This is a genomic window from Dongia sp. (assembly GCF_041918875.1).
GTDB lineage: Bacteria > Pseudomonadota > Alphaproteobacteria > Dongiales > Dongiaceae > Dongia.
In genome coordinates, this window is sequence record NZ_JAYRUV010000001.1 from 345,310 (window position 1) to 359,204 (window position 13,895).

Sequence of the window (13,895 nt, forward strand, 5' to 3'; positions counted from 1 at the left end):
TTAGCCTCCAATGGCGCGTCTTATGCACCGGTTTCCGATCAACCCGGCCAGAGAAAATACTAAATCTCGATAGATATAGTAGACAAATTAGCTCCGCTTGAAAAGGCCACAAGTTTTTCTTATGGCCGCCGGAATGTCGGGGCAGGGTCGAAATCCGCCCCGCGATCGATTGGCTCTATGCTAAACACCTCTGATTGCTTGGCGATTCCGTGTCGCCTCCGTTCGTGACGCCGCCGTTCGTGACGCCCCAACCCTGCCGAGAGTATCCGTCCCAGATGTTTTCCCTGCGTTCCTTCGCCACCGTCGGCGGCATGACTTTGATGAGCCGCATTCTCGGTTTCGTGCGCGAGGTGCTGATTGCGCAGATTTTCGGCACGGGGCCGATTGCCGACGCCTTCATCGTCGCCATGCGCCTGCCGAACCTGCTCCGGCAGATCTTCGCCGAGGGGGCGTTCAGTGCCGCCTTCGTCCCGGTCTTCACGCGGCACCTCACCGAACGCGGCATGTCGGGGGCGCGGAGCTTTGCCGAGCAGGTACTCTCGCCGCTTCTTATCGCCTTGCTCGCCGTGCTGGTGGCCGCGGAGCTGGCGATGCCCTGGCTCATCCACGTCTTCGCCCCAGGCTTCGATGCCGATCCGATGAAGTTTCGGGCGGCGGTACTCTTCACCAGCATCACTTTTCCCTACATCGTCTTCATGTCGCTCTGCGCCCTGCAGGGCGGCATGCTCAACGGCCTTCATAAATTCGCCGAGAATGCGGTAGCCCCGGTCATTCTCAACGCGATCCTCATCGCCACCATGTGGTTCATCGAGGGTGATGCGCTCTTCGTCGGCGAGGCCTTGGCCTGGTCGGTGACGCTTGCCGGCCTGATACAGTTCCTGTGGCTCGCCAATGCATGCCGCCGTGCGGGTCTCGGCCTGCGCCTGCCGCTCCCCAGGCTGACGCCCGATGCCGTGCAGTTCTTCAAGCTGATGGTGCCGGGGCTCTTTGGCGCCAGCGTGGTGCAGATCAACCTCGCCGTTTCCACCATCCTCGCCTCATTGCACCCCGGTTCGGTCTCCTACATCTATTATGCCGACCGCCTCTACCAATTGCCGCTGGCGCTCATCGGCTCGGCCATCGGCGTGGTGCTGTTGCCGGCGCTCACGCGCTCGCTCCGCAGTGGCGATCCGCAGGCCGCGATGCATATGCAGAACCGCGCACTGGAACTCGGCCTCGTGCTCTCGCTGCCCTCGATGGTGGGGCTGATCGTGGCGGCACTTCCCATCGTCACCACCGTCTACCAGCGCGGCGCCTTCACCCAGGCGGATGCCTTATCCGTCTCCATCGCCCTCATGATCATGTCGGCGGGCCTTCCCGCCTATGTCGCCAACAAGGCGCTGACCGCGGCGTTCCTCGCGCGCGAGGATACGACGACGCCGTTCCGCCAGGCGGTGATCTCGGTCGCCGTCAACATCGCCATCAGCTTCGCGCTGACCTTGCCCTACGGCTATATCGGTGTCGCCATCGGCGCCATGGTCTCGGCCTGGGTCAATGCGATCCTGCTGGGGGCGATCCTCTATCGCCGTGGATTCCTGCGGCTCGATCAGCGCTCGAAGCGCACCCTGCCGCGCCTCTCTCTCTGCTGCATCTGTTTGGGCTTCGCCACTTGGGCCGCAATTTTCTGGCTCTGGCCGGGCCAGTCGGCCACGACCCAGGCGCAGATCGTCGCCCTGGTCGCCATCATCGCCCTCGCCGCCCTGGTCTTTGCGGGTCTCTCCCTCCTGTTCCGGGTCGTGAGCGTGGCGGAGCTGCGCAATCTGCGGCGCAAACGCTGATCCCGGTCGAAACTGGATTGGCAGGCGGCCTTGCCAGTGACTAAGCTGCCGCAACAGCCAGTTCAACCGGACCCGCCCATGTTCACGCCGACACCCCGCCAGAACGAAATCCTTGGCCTCGCCCGCCTCAACGGTCGGGTCAATGTCGAGGAGCTGGCCGCCAAGTTCGACGTGACGCCGCAGACCATCCGCAAGGATCTCAATGATCTGTGCGGCCAGCGCCTGCTGACCCGCACCCATGGCGGCGCCATCCTGGCCTCGGGCGTCGAGAACGTGGCCTACGAGGCCCGCCGGCATCTCGCGGACGACGAGAAGCGCCGCATCGGCGAGCATGCCGCCAGCCTCATCTCCAACGGCTCCTCGCTCTTCATCAATATCGGCACGACGACGGAAGAGGTGGCGCGCGCACTTCGCGCCCATGAAGGGCTGCTGGTCATCACCAACAACATCCACGTGGCCGGCATCCTGCTGCCCTCGCAGCGCATCGACGTGATCGTGGCGGGCGGCATGCTGCGCCGCGCCGATGGCGGCATCGTCGGCGAGCAGGCGGTCGATTTCATGTCGCAGTTCAAGGTCGATTATGCCGTGATCGGCGTTTCCGCCATCGACGATGACGGCTCGCTGCTCGATTTCGATTATCGCGAGGTGCGCGTGGCGCAGGCAATCATCGCCAATGCGCGCAACGTCATCCTGGTGGCCGATTCGATGAAGTTCACCCGCACGGCGCCGGTCCGCATCGGCCATCTTTCCGAGATCAACATCTTCGTCACAGATCGCAACCCGCCGGAATCCATCGCCGAAATCTGCCGCCACAGCGGCACGACGGTTGCCGTGGCGCCAGGCGCCCCGATGGACGAGCCAGTGGACGAGCCGGTGGAAGAATCCGAACCCGCCTAACGGTTTAGCTGCCTTTCGCATCTGCGAAAAACGCAAGTATAATAGTTCGTTTCATGCGTTTATCCAGCGAATTCATGTGGATTCGAACCGCAATCACGCGTTAATTTTCTCTTGTCTTTCGTTTGGTTTCGTTTAAGCATCCATCGCGAAAGTAACGAAACCGGACATGCGCGACGACGCCGCCGGGTCGCCCGAAGGGCGGATCTGGTGAGCCAAGGCCCCTCTCGACGGAGGGGGTCGGCCATGAGCGGAAGCGGAGGAATGGCGGGTCATGGCCAATACGGCCGACATTTTCGACATGGCTGTCATCGGCGGCGGCATCAATGGCTGCGGGATCGCGCGCGACGCGGTCGGCCGCGGCCTCAAGGTGCTGCTGGCTGAGCAGAACGATCTGGCCAGCGGCACATCCTCCGCCTCGACCAAGCTCATTCATGGGGGCCTCCGCTACCTCGAACATTACGAGTTCCGCCTGGTGCGCGAGGCGCTGATCGAGCGCGAGGTGCTGCTCAAGGCGGCCCCCCATATCATCTGGCCGCTCCGGTTCATCCTGCCGCATCATAAGGGTCTGCGGCCGCGCTGGTTCGTGCGGCTGGGCCTCTTTCTTTACGACAATCTGGGCGGCCGCAAGATCCTGCCCGGCACGCGCAGCATCGACCTCAGGCACGACAATGCCGGGGCGCCATTGAAGCCCGGCTTCACGCACGCCTTCGAATATTCCGATTGCTGGGTCGAGGATGCGCGGCTGGTGGCCTTGAACGCCCGCGACGCCGCCGAGCGCGGGGCCGAGATCCACGTGCGGACCCGCTGCACTTCCGCGCGGCGCGAAGGCGGTCTGTGGCAACTGCGCTTCGAAGACCAGAACGGCCAGGTTACCGAGGCCAGGGCGCGCGCTCTGGTGAATGCCGCCGGCCCCTGGGTTTCCAGTTTTCTGGGCGGCGCGGTCGGCATGAACGCGCCGGACAAGATCCGCACGGTGAAGGGCAGCCATATCGTGGTCGAGAAGCTGTTCGACCATGACCGCGCCTATATCTTCCAGAATGCCGACGGGCGCATCTGCTTTGCCATTCCCTACGAACAGGATTTCACCCTGATCGGCACGACCGATGCGGATTATCAGGGCGAACCCGGCAAAGTGGCCATTTCCGAGGCCGAGACCGACTATCTGCTCTCCGCCGCCAATGAATATTTCCAGGCCGCGGTGACGCGCGCCAACATCCGTTGGACCTATGCCGGCATCCGCCCGCTCTACGATGACGGTGCCAGCAAGGCGCAGGATGCCACGCGCGACTATGTGCTGAAGCTCGACCGCAAGGATGCCGAGGCACCGCTGCTTTCCGTCTTCGGCGGCAAGATCACCACCTACCGGCGCCTGGCCGAGGCGGCGCTTGAGAAGCTGCAGCCCTTCTTCCCGGCCATGCGGGCGCCCTGGACCGCGCGATCGACCCTGCCCGGCGGCGATTTCCCCGTTAACGCCTTTGCCGCGCAAGTGGGCGCCCTGGCGCAGCGCTACCCGTTCCTCGAACTCAGGGAAGCGCGCCGCCTGGTGCGCGCCTACGGCACGCGGGCCGAGCGCATCCTGGGCGATGCCAGGAGTGCCGCCGATCTCGGCCGCCGCTTCGGTCCCAGCTTGACCGAGGCGGAAGTAAAATATCTGATGGATCAGGAATGGGCCCGCAGCGCCGAAGACATCGTCTGGCGCCGGTCCAAACTTGGTCTGCACATGACACCGGCCGAGCAATCGGCCCTCGACGAGTTCGTCTCATCGCTGCGTTCCCGCAATCCGCAACCGGCTGTAGCCAGCCATGCGTGATCGCGCGGTGCATTGAAGGGGCAAAGTCGTTCAAGGATCGTCCGGCTGGAGAAGTGCGCACTGGCCGGGTGGCAGATCTCAAAGCGCACGTGAGGAGGAAAACGATCATGGCGATCCGTCGTACCGTGTCGTTGGCCGCGATGATGCTGGCAATGGGAAGTGTCCCGGCGTTCGCAGATATGGATGCGGCCAAGAAATGGATTGATTCGGAGTTCCAGCCTTCGGCGCTCTCCAAGGACGAGCAGCTGAAGGAAATGGAGTGGTTCATCAAGGCTGCTGAACCCTTCAAAGGCATGGAAATCAACGTCCTGTCGGAAACCATTCCGACGCATGAATATGAATCGAAGACCCTGACCAAGGCCTTCGAGGAAATCACGGGCATCAAGGTCAACCACCAGCTCCTCGGCGAAGGCGAGGTCGTGCAGGCGGTGCAGACCCAGATGCAGACCAACCGCAGCCTCTATGACGGCTATGTGAATGATTCCGATCTCATCGGCACGCATTCGCGTCTGCAATCGGCCGTCAACCTCACCGACTTCATGGCCGGCGACGGCAAGGACGTCACCAGCCCGACCCTCGATATCGACGATTTCATGGGCAAGTCGTTCACGACGGGTCCGGACGGGAAGCTGTGGCAGCTCCCGGACCAGCAGTTCGCGAACCTCTATTGGTTCCGCAAGGACTGGTTCGACAACAAGGACCTGCAGGCAAAGTTCAAGGCCAAGTACGGCTATGATCTCGGCGTGCCGGTCAACTGGTCGGCCTATGAGGACATCGCCGAATTCTTCACCAAGGATGTGAAGGAAATCGACGGCGTCCAGATCTACGGCCACATGGACTACGGCAAGCGCGCGCCCGATCTCGGCTGGCGCATGACGGACGCCTGGCTCTCCATGGCCGGCGCCGGCTCGAAGGGTCTGCCGAACGGCCGTCCCATCGACGAATGGGGTATCCGGATGGAAGAGGGTTCGTGCAACCCGGCCGGCGCCTCGGTCAGCCGCGGTGGCGAAACCAACGGCCCGGCGGCGGTCTATGCCATCGCCAAATGGGACGAGTGGCTGCGCAACTACGCGCCTCCGGGCGCTGCCGACTACGACTTCTATCAGTCGCTGCCGGCGCTCAGCCAAGGCAATGTCGCCCAGCAGATCTTCTGGTATACCGCCTTCACCGCTTCGATGGTGGCGCCCAAGGATCAGGGCAACAATACGGTCGATGCCGACGGCAATCCGCTGTGGCGGATGGCGCCCTCGCCGCACGGGCCCTATTGGAAGGAAGGTCAGAAGCTCGGCTACCAGGATACCGGTTCCTGGACGCTGTTCAAATCGACCGCGCTCGAGAACCAGAAGGCGGCCTGGCTCTATGCCCAGTTCGTCACCTCGAAGACGGTCGACGTGAAGAAGAGCCATGTCGGCCTCACCTTCATCCGCGACAGCACCGTGCGTCACGAGAGCTTCACCGAGCGCGCGCCCAAGCTGGGCGGCCTGGTCGAATTCTATCGTTCGCCCGACCGCGTCAACTGGTCGCCGACCGGCGTCAACGTGCCTGACTATCCCAAGCTGGCGCAGCTCTGGTGGCAGAATATCGGCGACGTGAACTCGGGTGCGTTCACGCCGCAGGAAGCCATGGACCGTCTCGCCGGCGAGATGGACCAGGTGATGGCCCGCATGCAGCAGGCCGACGAAGCCAACAAGACCTATGGCGGCTGCGGTCCGCGCCTCAACGAGGAGAAGGACCCGGCGGAATGGCTCGGCAAGGACAACGGTCCCCATGCCAAGCTCGACAACGAGAAGCCGAAAGGCGAAACCATCGCCTATGACGAACTGATCAAGCGCTGGACGGAAAACCAGTAACTGATCCCAGTAGTTGATCGGCGACACGATCGACGGCGCCATCGGGGGCGGTCCTTGCCCCCGATGGTCGTCGGTTATCCAAGTACGAAGTGAGCTGAATGACCCTTGAACTGAGACATGTGACGAAGGTTGTGGGTGCCGAGACCCATATCCACGAGACCAGCCTGGTGCTCGAGGAAGGCAGTTTCAACGTGCTGCTCGGTACGACGCTGGCCGGCAAGACCACGCTCCTGCAGCTGATGGCGGGGCTCGACCGGCCGAGTGCGGGCGAGATCTGGTTCCGCGGCACGAATGTCACCGGGGTCGCCGTCCAGAAGCGCAATGTCTCGATGGTCTACCAGCAGTTCATCAACTACCCCCATCTTTCCGTTTACGAAAACATCGCCTCGCCGCTCAAGGTTGCAAACATGGACCGGGCCGAGATCGAGCGGCGCGTCGGCGCGGTCAGCGAACTCCTGCGCCTTTCGCCGATGCTGCAGCGCCGCCCCGCCGAACTCTCCGGCGGCCAGCAGCAGCGCACCGCCATCGCCCGCGCGCTGGTCAAGGACAGCGACCTGGTGCTGCTCGACGAGCCGCTCGCCAATCTCGACTACAAGCTGCGTGAGGAATTGCGCGACGAGCTGCCGCGCCTTTTCGCCGGCCGCCGCTGCATCGTCGTCTACGCCACCACCGAACCGACCGAGGCGCTGCTTTTTGGCGGCAACACCGCGACCCTGTCCGAAGGGCGCGTCACCCAGTTCGGCCCGACCGGCGCCATCTACCGGCAGCCGAGGGATCATCTCAGTGCCGAGGTCTTCTCCGATCCGCCGCTCAATACGGCGCTGGTGACCAAGACCGGCGGCCGCATCGAACTCAGCAACGGCATCGGCTGGCAGATCGGCCCGGCTTTCGCGAGGCTGCCGGACGGTCGCTACACCTGGTCGATCCGCGCCCATCACATCACGCCGTTCCAGCAGGCGGCACACCCGGCCACCATCGAGGGCAAGGTGCTGCTGGCGGAACTCACCGGCTCCGATTCCGTCATCCATTTCGATGTCAATGGCACGACCTGGATTTCGCAATCGCACGGCGTCTATCCCTTCGACGTCGGGGTCACGGCGCGTCTCTATATCGATGTCGAACGCAGCTTCCTCTTCGCCGAGGACGGCCGGCTGGTCGGAGGTGCCGAATAATGGCGCGCATTACGCTCGAAGCGCTGAAGCACTCCTATGTGCCCGAACCGAAGCGGCCGGAAGACTGGGCGCTCAAGGAAGTCAACCTCGACTGGCAGGATGGCGGTGCCTACGCCCTGCTGGGGCCGTCGGGCTGCGGCAAGACGACCTTGCTCAATCTCATCTCCGGCCTGCTGAAGCCGACGCTGGGCCGCATCCTGTTCGACGCCAAGGATGTGAGCCAGGCGACGCCCGAGGATCGCAACATCGCCCAGGTGTTCCAGTTCCCGGTCATCTACGACACGATGACCGTCTACGACAATCTGGCCTTCCCCTTGCGCAACCGCCATGTGCCGGCGGACGAGATCGACAGGCGGGTCCGCGACATCGCCGCGATGCTGGATCTTGGCCAGTCGCTGAACAACCGTGCCTCGGGCCTTACCGCCGACGGCAAGCAGAAGATTTCGCTGGGCCGCGGCCTGGTGCGCTCCGACGTCAACGTCATCATGTTCGACGAACCGCTCACCGTCATCGACCCGCACCTGAAATGGGTGCTGCGCTCGAAGCTCAAGGAACTGCACCACCGGGTCAAGCGTACCATGATCTATGTGACGCACGACCAGACCGAAGCGCTGACCTTCGCCGACCGCGTCGTCGTCATGAACAATGGCGAAGTGGTGCAGGTGGGAACGCCGATCGAATTGTTCGAGCGGCCCGAACACACTTTCGTCGGCCATTTCATCGGCTCACCCGGCATGAACGTCCTGCCGGCGACGCGCGAGAATGGTGGCATTTCCTTCTTCGGCGAAAAACTGGATGTCATCGAGGACGCGCGCGCCGTGGCGGCCAATGGCGGCCGCCTCGAAATCGGCGTGCGTCCGGAATTCGTGACCTTCGCGCCGGCCGGCATCCCGGTCGATATCGGCAAGGTGGCCGATGCCGGCCGCTTCCGCATCGTCGAGACGCGGCACAAGGGCCAATTGATCCGCGTCCTGGTTCCGGAAGGAGACGGCGTGCCGTCGGGCAGTGCCTATCTCGCCTTCGATGCCAGGCATACGCATCTCTACAGCGACGGCTGGCTGGTGAAGTGAGGAACCATGTATAAGCAAGTCAATCAGAAAGCCTGGTTCCTGGTCCTGCCGGTGGTGGTGCTGGTGGCCTTCAATGCCGTCATTCCGCTGATGACGGTGGTCAATTATTCGGTCCAGGAAACCTTCGGCGACAACGTCTTCACCTGGGCCGGCGTGCAATGGTTCGAGCAGGTCCTCAATTCGCCGCGCTTCCACGATGCGCTGCTGCGCCAGCTCCTCTTCACCGCCATCATCCTCGCCATCGAAATTCCGCTGGGCCTCATCATCGCCCTGGCGATGCCCAGGAGGGGCTTCTGGGTTTCGGTCTGCCTCGTCCTGATGGCGTTGCCGCTGCTCATTCCCTGGAATGTCGTTGGTGCCATGTGGAACATCTTCGCGCTGCCGGAAATCGGTCTGCTCGGCAAGGGACTTAACTCCCTCGGTTTCGACTACAATTACACGCGCCAGCCGGTCACCGCCTGGTTCACCACCGTGCTGATGGATGTCTGGCACTGGACGTCGCTCGTCGTGCTGCTCTGCTATGCGGGTCTCGTCTCGATTCCGGACGATTACTACCGTGCCGCCAAGATCGACGGCGCCAGCGCCTGGGCGGTCTTCCGCTACATCCAGCTGCCCAAGCTGAAGCGCGTACTCACCATCGCCATCCTGCTGCGCTTCATGGACAGCTTCATGATCTATACCGAGGTCAAGGTGCTGACCGGCGGCGGGCCGGGCAATGCCACCACCTTCCTCTCGATCGATCTCGACAAGATCGCGCTGGGCCAGTTCGACCTAGGGCCGGCAGGCGCGATGTCGCTCATCTACTTCCTGATCATCCTGCTCTTAAGCTGGCTGTTCTATACCCTCATGATGCGGAACGAGGCACAATGATGCGCAAGCGCTCCCTTCTGCCGATCGTCTACATCCTCTTCCTGATGCTGCCGATCTATTGGCTGGTGACGATGTCGTTCAAGACGACGAACGAAATCCTCGGCGGGTTCTCGCTCTTCCCGCAGGACTTCACGCTGGAGAATTACGCCAAGATCTTCACCGATTCGACCTGGTATTCCGGCTATATCAACTCGATCATCTATGTGGTTGCCAACACGGTCCTGTCGGTCGCGGTGGCACTGCCGGCGGCCTATGCCTTCTCGCGCTACCGGTTCCTCGGCGACAAGCATCTGTTCTTCTGGCTGCTGACCAACCGCATGGCACCGGCGGCCGTCTTCGCGCTCCCGTTCCTGCAGCTTTATTCCGCGGTCGGCCTCTTCGACACGCATATCGCCGTGGCGCTGGCGCATACGCTCTTCAACGTGCCGCTGGCAGTGTGGATTCTCGAAGGCTTCATGTCCGGCGTGCCGAAGGAGCTCGACGAGACCGCCTATGTCGACGGTTATTCTTTCCCCCGTTTCTTCATCAAGATCTTCATTCCGACGATCGCGGCCGGCATCGGCGTCGCCTGCTTCTTCTGCTTCATGTTCTCCTGGGTCGAGATGCTGCTGGCCAAGACCCTGACCTCGGTCGCGGCCAAGCCGATCGTGGCCACCATGACACGCACCGCCAGCACCTCGGGCTATGAGCTCGGCCTGCTCGCGGCGGCCGGCACGCTCACCATCGTGCCCGGCGCCTTCGTCATCTATTTCGTGCGCAACTACATCGCCAAGGGTTTCGCCTTGGGACGCGTCTAAGCAAGGGACAACCGCAATGGAAGGGACTTCGCTCATTTCCTGGATGGCCTGGACCTGGCAGACCGCGGCCTTCTTCGCCTTCATCGTCGCCTGCCTCATCGGCATGACGGTGTGGGAATTCAAGGCTCCCGGCGGCGCGCCGCGCCACGGCATCCTGGGGCTCGACACGACGCGCGGCGACCGGCTCTTCATCACGCTGCTGGGCAGCGCCTACATCTTCCTCGCCTGGCTCGCCTTCTTCGGCACGCCGCTCTGGATTCCGCTCATCCTGGCGCTGGCCTACGGATTCGTGATCTTCCGCTGGGCATAGCGTCCTTTTCGTGCGCTTCGATGCCCAGCCGCTGCATATGCTTCGCATTTGCGCAATTTTATTGCTTTGGCGCCGGGGCTTACCGCGTTATCTTGCTCTCTAGAATCATTCTGCAGAGAGGGCGCGGCCATGAAGGGCGATAAGAAAGTCATTCAGATCCTCAACAAGGTGCTGAAGAACGAACTGACCGCCATCAACCAGTATTTCCTGCATGCCCGCATGCTGAAGAACTGGGGCATGAAGAAACTCGGCGACGTGACGTATCATGAGTCGATCGACGAGATGAAGCATGCGGACAAGCTGATCGAGCGCATTCTATTCCTCGACGGCCTGCCGAACCTCCAGGATCTCGGCAAGCTGATGGTCGGCGAGAATGTGAAGGAAATTCTCACCTGCGATCTTAAGCTTGAAATGATGAATTACCCGGATCTCAAAACCGGCATCGCGCTATGCGAGCAGGTGACGGATTACGTCACCCGTGAACTGCTCACCGAGATTCTCGAATCGGAGGAAGAACATATCGACTTCCTCGAAACCAACCTGGAATTGATCGAGAAGATGGGCCTGCAGAACTATATCCAGTCCCAATACGAACCCGGCGAAAGCTCCTAAGGCTTCATTCCGCCGCGAGGGGGAGGGGTGCTGCGGCGCGTTTCTCGTGCGTGCCGTCGATGATTTCCTGCGCGGTCGGCAGGCAGGTGCCGCAGCACGGACCGCTGCCCAGCAATTCATAGACCTTGCGCGGGCAGGTCAGGCCGCTGGCCTGCGCCGTCCGCGCAATCTCGCTGTCGCGATAGCCGTTGCAGATGCAAACATACATCGTCGCTGGAACCCGTTCTGGCCAACTGGGCAAGTGACCCACCACTCACATATTTAGGCTTATGAGAATGATTGTCAATATCATGACGCCGTGAATATCCGCCGGTGCCGTGCAAATGCGAATAATTATCACTTGCGAACCGTTTGCGGCTTTGTTATCTCTTTCCTTGTTGCGAATGGTTCGCAACTGGAGACCGCTAGGTCGCCCAAACGGGTCGAATGGAGTGGAACATGGAAAGAGAGATCGTCGATTTTCGCCCGATTTCAGCCGGCATGGCGACCGAGCACAGCAATGACCGCCATGATGTGCGGGAACGCCTGCACCTGCGCGATGCGCAGCATGGCTTTCCTCGTGCCGCGGTTCCGGCGCGCCAGGCGGTGCAGACCATTCCCCTGCAGGCGATCCTGAAAGGCGCCCGCGAGGCGATCATCGATTTCGACGGTGCCGCCTATCGCCTGCGCATCACCCGCAACCACCGCCTTATCCTGACCAAATAACACTCTCCCGGGCCGCCCGCCGCTCGCTGAAAAAGTGGGGCAGGCAAAGCGGGCGGCCTGGATATCGCGCCCCGCCGGCCTATATCCCCAGGACCGTCCATCCAAGCCGGGGAGAGGCTCATGACTGATCGCAGACCGAACCAGCGTGCCATCGACCTTTTCGATCGTTACACCCATGGCGAGATGGATCGCCGCAAATTCCTGGAAAAGCTGACATTGCTGGCCGGTTCGTCGGCCGCCGCCCTGGCCTTGCTGCCGGCGCTCGAGAACAATTACGCCAATGCCGAGCTGCTGCCCGAAGGCGACCCGCGCATCAAGACCGAGGCGCTCACCCTTAGCGACTATAAGGTCTATATCGCCAGCCCCAGCAGCGGCGGAAAGCTGCCCACCGTGCTCGTCATCCACGAGAATCGCGGTCTCAACCCGCATATCAAGGACGTCACTCGCCGCATCGCCGCCGAGGGGTTCCTTGCCGCCGGTGTCGATTTCCTCTCGCCCGCCGGCGGCACGCCGGCCGATGAGGACAAGGCGCGCGACATGATCGGCGCTCTCGACAAGGCGGCGACGGAAGCCGGCGCCCGCGCCGTCATCGCCGATCTCAGAAAGCGCGAGGACGGCAACGGCAAGGTCGGTGCGATCGGCTTCTGCTGGGGCGGTGGGCTGGTCAACCGGCTTGCCGTGACAGATCCGACGCTCGATGCCGCGGTCGCCTATTACGGCATGCAGGCCGATGCGGCCGACGTCTCCAAGATCAAGGCGCCGCTGCTGCTCCAATATGCCGGGCTCGACGAGCGCATCAATGCCGGCATCGCCGCCTACGAAGCAGCGCTCAAGGCGGAAGGCAAGGCTTACGAGCTTTATATGTATGACGGCGTCAACCACGCCTTCAACAACGACACCAACGCGGCCCGCTACGACAAGGAGGCCGCCGACCTCGCCTGGCGGCGCTCGGTCGATTTCCTCCATAAGACTCTTGGTTGACCGTTCTTGCCGCTTGCAGCCATCGGCTGCAACCTATTGCGGCGGCAAGTTATTTGTTCCTTAATTCCCGATGAGGTAGCACTGAAGGGCGGCGCGGTCCCGATCGGCGCGCCGCCCAACCGGGACAGAGAACATGCAACTCCGGCTGCTGCCATGGATAGGGCTCCTTGCCATCGCCGCGCTCGCGGGCGGGCAAGCGCGGCCTGCGCCGGCCGACGAGCGGCGCGTCATTCTCGCCTGCAACGATTTTCCGCCGCTCAAGATCGAACGACCTGGAGCCGACGGTCTGCGCGGCATGGATGTCGATGCCATCGCCGAAATCGCCCGCCGCTCCGGGCTGAAGCTCGAATCCCGTTTCATGCCCTGGAAGCGCGGCTATGCCGAGGCATCCGGGGGCGTCGTCGACGGCTTGTGCAGCTGTTCCTACCGCGAGGACCGTGCCGCCCTGTTCCATTTTTCCGAGGCGATCGGCGAAACCTCGATCGGCGTCTTTCATCTGCATACCGGCAGCGCCGAAATGCAGCCGATTGCCCGGCTGGCCGACCTGGCGGACCCGCTGATCGGCACGGTCGGCGTCGTCAAGGGCTACAATCTGGAAGCCGAACTGGCCGAAGCGAAGATTCCGCATATGACCGTCAGCGGCGACCAGCAGGCCTATGACATGCTGCTCAAGCACCGCTTCCAGCACCTCTATTCCTTCCGCGCCCCCATCGACTTCATCGCGCGGCACGAGACGGGCCGGGAGATCGACTATACCGAATTGCGCGCCTCGCCCTATTTCATCTGCCTCAGCAAGAAAGTGCCGGACACCGCCGCCATGATGCCGCGCATCGACGAAGCCATCGCCGGCATGCGCGCCGACGGCACCTTCGCGGCCATTCAGCGCCGCTACGGTCAAACACCCATCAACTGAGGTCACCAATCAACTGAGGCGCCGCCGGCGCTCCTCGTCTCGGCGCTGGACGAACCGGCGGCCGCCCGCCGATAATGCCGGTGACATCCAG

At 62.6% G+C, this 13,895-nt stretch carries 14 protein-coding genes; 13 read left to right on the plus strand and 1 reads right to left on the minus strand.

Features of this window, described 5'->3' with window-relative positions; all coding sequences use genetic code 11:
* Positions 1-275: 275 nt before the first annotated feature.
* The 10 genes from murJ to bfr all read left to right on the plus strand — a co-directional run bounded on the left by murJ (position 276) and on the right by bfr (position 11,205).
* The gene (murJ, locus tag ACE3TY_RS01475) at positions 276-1,817 is read left to right on the plus strand and encodes a murein biosynthesis integral membrane protein MurJ (protein WP_374650220.1); all 1,542 of its coding nucleotides are present in this window, start codon (positions 276-278) and stop codon (positions 1,815-1,817) included.
* 78 nt (positions 1,818-1,895) lie between these two features.
* Complete coding sequence (locus ACE3TY_RS01480) at positions 1,896-2,714, plus strand: DeoR/GlpR family DNA-binding transcription regulator (protein ID WP_374650222.1); 819 nt, start codon at positions 1,896-1,898, stop codon at positions 2,712-2,714.
* Between the two features lie 271 nt (positions 2,715-2,985).
* Positions 2,986-4,524 (plus strand): glycerol-3-phosphate dehydrogenase, encoded by a 1,539-nt coding sequence (gene glpD / locus ACE3TY_RS01485; protein WP_374650224.1) that lies wholly within the window; start codon positions 2,986-2,988, stop codon positions 4,522-4,524.
* Positions 4,525-4,631: 107 nt separating this feature from the next.
* Positions 4,632-6,374: an ABC transporter substrate-binding protein gene (locus ACE3TY_RS01490; protein WP_374650226.1), complete on the plus strand. Its 1,743-nt coding sequence runs from the start codon at positions 4,632-4,634 to the stop codon at positions 6,372-6,374.
* Between the two features lie 98 nt (positions 6,375-6,472).
* The gene (locus ACE3TY_RS01495; protein ID WP_374650228.1) at positions 6,473-7,546 is read left to right on the plus strand and encodes an ABC transporter ATP-binding protein; all 1,074 of its coding nucleotides are present in this window, start codon (positions 6,473-6,475) and stop codon (positions 7,544-7,546) included.
* Complete coding sequence (locus ACE3TY_RS01500) at positions 7,546-8,616, plus strand: ABC transporter ATP-binding protein (RefSeq protein WP_374650230.1); 1,071 nt, start codon at positions 7,546-7,548, stop codon at positions 8,614-8,616. The genes ACE3TY_RS01495 and ACE3TY_RS01500 overlap by 1 nt, the downstream gene beginning before the upstream one ends.
* A 6-nt stretch (positions 8,617-8,622) precedes the next feature.
* Complete coding sequence (locus ACE3TY_RS01505) at positions 8,623-9,486, plus strand: carbohydrate ABC transporter permease (RefSeq protein ID WP_374650232.1); 864 nt, start codon at positions 8,623-8,625, stop codon at positions 9,484-9,486.
* Positions 9,486-10,283 (plus strand): carbohydrate ABC transporter permease, encoded by a 798-nt coding sequence (locus ACE3TY_RS01510; protein ID WP_374650368.1) that lies wholly within the window; start codon positions 9,486-9,488, stop codon positions 10,281-10,283. The genes ACE3TY_RS01505 and ACE3TY_RS01510 overlap by 1 nt, the downstream gene beginning before the upstream one ends.
* 16 nt (positions 10,284-10,299) lie before the next feature.
* On the plus strand, positions 10,300-10,593 hold the full coding sequence (locus ACE3TY_RS01515; RefSeq protein ID WP_374650234.1) for a DUF2160 domain-containing protein: 294 nt from the start codon (positions 10,300-10,302) through the stop codon (positions 10,591-10,593).
* Between the two features lie 129 nt (positions 10,594-10,722).
* Entirely contained in the window at positions 10,723-11,205 is a 483-nt protein-coding gene (gene bfr, locus ACE3TY_RS01520) for a bacterioferritin (protein WP_374650236.1), read from the plus strand.
* A 4-nt stretch (positions 11,206-11,209) separates the two neighbouring features.
* On the opposite strand, the gene ACE3TY_RS01525 is transcribed toward bfr, so the two are convergent.
* Positions 11,210-11,413, minus strand: coding sequence for a bacterioferritin-associated ferredoxin (locus tag ACE3TY_RS01525; RefSeq protein WP_374650238.1), 204 nt, complete (start codon positions 11,411-11,413; stop codon positions 11,210-11,212).
* A gap of 230 nt (positions 11,414-11,643) precedes the next feature.
* Between ACE3TY_RS01525 and hemP the strand changes: the two genes are divergently transcribed.
* From hemP to ACE3TY_RS01540, 3 genes are all read left to right on the plus strand, one after another.
* Positions 11,644-11,910 (plus strand): hemin uptake protein HemP, encoded by a 267-nt coding sequence (gene hemP, locus ACE3TY_RS01530; protein WP_374650239.1) that lies wholly within the window; start codon positions 11,644-11,646, stop codon positions 11,908-11,910.
* Positions 11,911-12,030: 120 nt separating this feature from the next.
* Positions 12,031-12,891 (plus strand): dienelactone hydrolase family protein, encoded by an 861-nt coding sequence (locus ACE3TY_RS01535; protein ID WP_374650241.1) that lies wholly within the window; start codon positions 12,031-12,033, stop codon positions 12,889-12,891.
* A gap of 133 nt (positions 12,892-13,024) precedes the next feature.
* Positions 13,025-13,804, plus strand: coding sequence for a substrate-binding periplasmic protein (locus ACE3TY_RS01540; RefSeq protein ID WP_374650243.1), 780 nt, complete (start codon positions 13,025-13,027; stop codon positions 13,802-13,804).
* Positions 13,805-13,895: the final 91 nt, after the last annotated feature.

Coding starts and splice junctions, on each gene's coding strand:
- murJ (WP_374650220.1), top strand. CDS start 276: ATGTTTTCCCTGCGTTCCTTCGCCACCGTCGGCGGCATGACTTTGATG.
- ACE3TY_RS01480 (WP_374650222.1), top strand. CDS start 1,896: ATGTTCACGCCGACACCCCGCCAGAACGAAATCCTTGGCCTCGCCCGC.
- glpD (WP_374650224.1), top strand. CDS start 2,986: ATGGCCAATACGGCCGACATTTTCGACATGGCTGTCATCGGCGGCGGC.
- ACE3TY_RS01490 (WP_374650226.1), top strand. CDS start 4,632: ATGGCGATCCGTCGTACCGTGTCGTTGGCCGCGATGATGCTGGCAATG.
- ACE3TY_RS01495 (WP_374650228.1), top strand. CDS start 6,473: ATGACCCTTGAACTGAGACATGTGACGAAGGTTGTGGGTGCCGAGACC.
- ACE3TY_RS01500 (WP_374650230.1), top strand. CDS start 7,546: ATGGCGCGCATTACGCTCGAAGCGCTGAAGCACTCCTATGTGCCCGAA.
- ACE3TY_RS01505 (WP_374650232.1), top strand. CDS start 8,623: ATGTATAAGCAAGTCAATCAGAAAGCCTGGTTCCTGGTCCTGCCGGTG.
- ACE3TY_RS01510 (WP_374650368.1), top strand. CDS start 9,486: ATGCGCAAGCGCTCCCTTCTGCCGATCGTCTACATCCTCTTCCTGATG.
- ACE3TY_RS01515 (WP_374650234.1), top strand. CDS start 10,300: ATGGAAGGGACTTCGCTCATTTCCTGGATGGCCTGGACCTGGCAGACC.
- bfr (WP_374650236.1), top strand. CDS start 10,723: ATGAAGGGCGATAAGAAAGTCATTCAGATCCTCAACAAGGTGCTGAAG.
- ACE3TY_RS01525 (WP_374650238.1), bottom strand. CDS start 11,413: ATGTATGTTTGCATCTGCAACGGCTATCGCGACAGCGAGATTGCGCGG.
- hemP (WP_374650239.1), top strand. CDS start 11,644: ATGGAAAGAGAGATCGTCGATTTTCGCCCGATTTCAGCCGGCATGGCG.
- ACE3TY_RS01535 (WP_374650241.1), top strand. CDS start 12,031: ATGACTGATCGCAGACCGAACCAGCGTGCCATCGACCTTTTCGATCGT.
- ACE3TY_RS01540 (WP_374650243.1), top strand. CDS start 13,025: ATGCAACTCCGGCTGCTGCCATGGATAGGGCTCCTTGCCATCGCCGCG.